The sequence below is a fragment of the Arthrobacter sp. UYNi723 genome, from assembly GCF_054057635.1.
This window is the reverse complement of the sequence record NZ_JBSRZM010000070.1, coordinates 1-2,635: the sequence shown is the minus strand read 5'-3', so window position 1 is coordinate 2,635 and position 2,635 is coordinate 1. Positions and strand designations below refer to the sequence as shown.

Sequence of the window (2,635 nt, the reverse complement as noted above, 5' to 3'; positions counted from 1 at the left end):
TCGGCCGCCTTGCGCTTCGTGGCAGATTCCGGCCAGGCACAGCCCGGGCAGTCAAACCCGCCCTGCTGATTCAGCCGCAGCAGGGACTGCGCCGTCCGGGACACCCCGGCCTGTGCGACGGCCCGCTCCAGTGCCACCATCACGGCCTTGACACCGGCCGCTTCCGTTTTGGGTTTGTGGACTGCGAGGTTGTCCTCGTTGATGTCCGCAACGGGGGCTGGCTGCTTACCGAACTTCATTGGTCCAACTTCCTTTGCGGCTCGCGCCATTCATGTCCAAAACGCCCATTGAGGCGCGCCAGCTGTCCTGGCGCGCCTCAACGGGATGCTGCTGTTCAAGACCCTGCTTACCGGGAAACCTTAGCCAGCGTTTCCCGTTCAGCTCCGATCGTAGTGTTGTCACCGTGGCCTGTGCGAACCACCGTCTCGGTCGGGAGCGTCAAAAGACGTTCCCTGATGGACATCAGGATCGTGGGGTAGTCGCTGTAGGAGCGTCCCGTCGCTCCCGGTCCACCGTTAAAGAGGGTGTCGCCGGTGAAGACGGTTCCCTCGCTCTCGAGGTAAAAGCAGGTGGAGCCCGGGGAATGGCCTGGGGTGTGGATGGCCAACAGCGCGGTGCCGCCCACCTCGAACACGTCACCGTCCCCGTGGTACCGGTCCGGTTCAGAATCAGGGTAGACCTGCTTCCAGAGGACCAGGTCGTCCGGGTTCAGGACGATCGGGGCGCCGACAGCGTCCGCGACCTGCCGCGCGGCGCCAATGTGGTCATTGTGCGCGTGGGTCAGCAGGATGGCCAGGACTTTTCGGCCGCGGACCTGGTTGATGATCGCCTCGGCGTCATGCGGGCAGTCGATGATCACGCACTCATCCTCGTTGCCCACGATCCAGACGTTGTTGTCCACGTCCCAGGTGCCGCCGTCGAGCGTAAAAGTGCCCGAGGTGACCAGGTTTTCGATGGTGACTGTCATGAGAGCTCCTTCAGAGTCTGTACTTCAACAACCGAGCGCAGAATCTTGCCCTCGTGCATCCTGGCAAAGGCGTCCTCCACCTGATCGATGGTGATGCGTTCGGTGACGAAGGCATCCAGGTCAAGGTTGCCCTGCTTGTAGTGCGCCACGAGCATCGGGAAATCGCGGGAAGGCAGGCAGTCCCCGTACCAGGAGGACTTCAGCGACCCGCCCCGGCCAAAGACGTCCAGCAGTGGCAGTTCAAGCAACATGCCCGGCGTCGGGACACCCACCAGCACCACGCGGCCGGCGAGATCGCGGGCGTAAAACGCCTGCTTGTACGTTTCAGGACGTCCGACGGCGTCAATCACCACGTCCGCTCCGTTGCCTCCTGTGAGGAACCGGATGGCCTCGATGGGGTCTTCCTTGCCGGAATTCACCCCGTGGGTGGCCCCAAGGGACTTAGCCATTTCCACCTTGTTGTCGTCGATGTCCACCGCAATGATCGTGGTGGCACCTGCGAGCCTTGCGCCGGCGATCGCGGCGATGCCCACGCCGCCGCAGCCGATCACGGCTACGGATTCGCCGCGCTTGACCTCGCCCGTGTTAATGGCGGCACCGATGCCGGCCATCACACCGCAGCCGAGCAGCCCGACGGCGGCAGGATCGACGTCGTCGTCAATCTTTGTGCACTGCCCGGCAGCAACCAACGTCTTTTCCGCGAAGGCGCCAATGCCCAGCGCGGGAGAGAGTTCCGTACCGTCCTCGAGCGTCATTTTCTGCGTGGCATTGTGCGTGTTGAAGCAGTACTGCGGCTGGCCCTTGGCACATGCCCTGCACTCACCGCAGACAGCACGCCAGTTCAGGATCACTCGGTCGCCGGGTGCCACCTCGGTGACGCCGGGGCCGACGGCGCTGACCACACCGGTGGCCTCGTGGCCCAACAGGTAGGGGAACTCATCGCCGATGCCGCCTTGCTTGTAATGCAGGTCGGTGTGGCAGACCCCGCAGGTGAGAATGTCCACCAGGGCCTCCCCCGGCCCCGGATCCGGGACCAGGATAGTCTCCACCGAAACCGGGGAATTCTTCTCCCTGGCGATGACCGCTTTGACTTTGTGAACCATTACTTTGTGTTCCTTTTCTGGATCCGGGTGGATCCGGTGAGTCGGGGTCCCTTTATACGGCGATCAGTGACACGCGGTCCCGGTTACGTTCTGGCTCCCCGCTGCAGGTGAATGTCACGCTGCTGGCTTGATGCACTCTGGAACTACCAAGACTGCGAACCGTTTCGCCGAATACTTCGTCGGGGTCGAGGCGGCGGAGTTCTTCGGCGAGGCAGTCTTTGAGGCTGCGGCGTGGCAGGGAGATGCGTTGCGCGGGCTGGCCGGGCTGGGTGAGTTCCGCGACGGAGAGTCCGGGGCGGAAGAGCTGCACGTCGCCGGTGTGGCGCGTGAGCCGGACCCGGCGGATGCCGGTCCCGGCGGGGTCCGCAACGATCGTCACGGGCGCGTCCAGGGCCAGGGTCAGCCAGGCCGCGAGCAGGATCGTGGACGGGGAGTCGGAAGCGCCTTCGACGGCCACGGCGGTGACGGGTGAGGAGTCCACCTGGTCCAGGACTGCCGCGAGCTGGATCCGCCAGTTGGTCAGCCGGGTCCAGGCGAGGTCGGTGTCCCCGGCCTTGTACGTGGC

Annotated in this window: 3 protein-coding genes and 1 pseudogene; all 4 read right to left on the bottom strand. The window is 64.4% G+C overall.

All coding sequences use genetic code 11. From position 1 onward, the window contains the following. Positions 1–239: pseudogene (locus ACVWY0_RS22175) on the bottom strand (hypothetical protein); the annotation flags it as partial. A 107-nt stretch (positions 240–346) separates the two neighbouring features. Next, positions 347–967, bottom strand: a complete 621-nt coding sequence (locus ACVWY0_RS22170) for an MBL fold metallo-hydrolase (protein WP_485838615.1) — start codon at positions 965–967, stop codon at positions 347–349. Continuing rightward, positions 964–2,070, bottom strand: coding sequence for an S-(hydroxymethyl)mycothiol dehydrogenase (locus ACVWY0_RS22165; protein ID WP_485838614.1), 1,107 nt, complete (start codon positions 2,068–2,070; stop codon positions 964–966). Before ACVWY0_RS22165 ends, ACVWY0_RS22170 begins: the two co-directional genes overlap by 4 nt. A gap of 52 nt (positions 2,071–2,122) precedes the next feature. Next, the coding region (locus ACVWY0_RS22160) for a glucose-6-phosphate dehydrogenase assembly protein OpcA (protein WP_485838613.1) at positions 2,123–2,635 on the bottom strand (513 nt) is incomplete at its 5' end.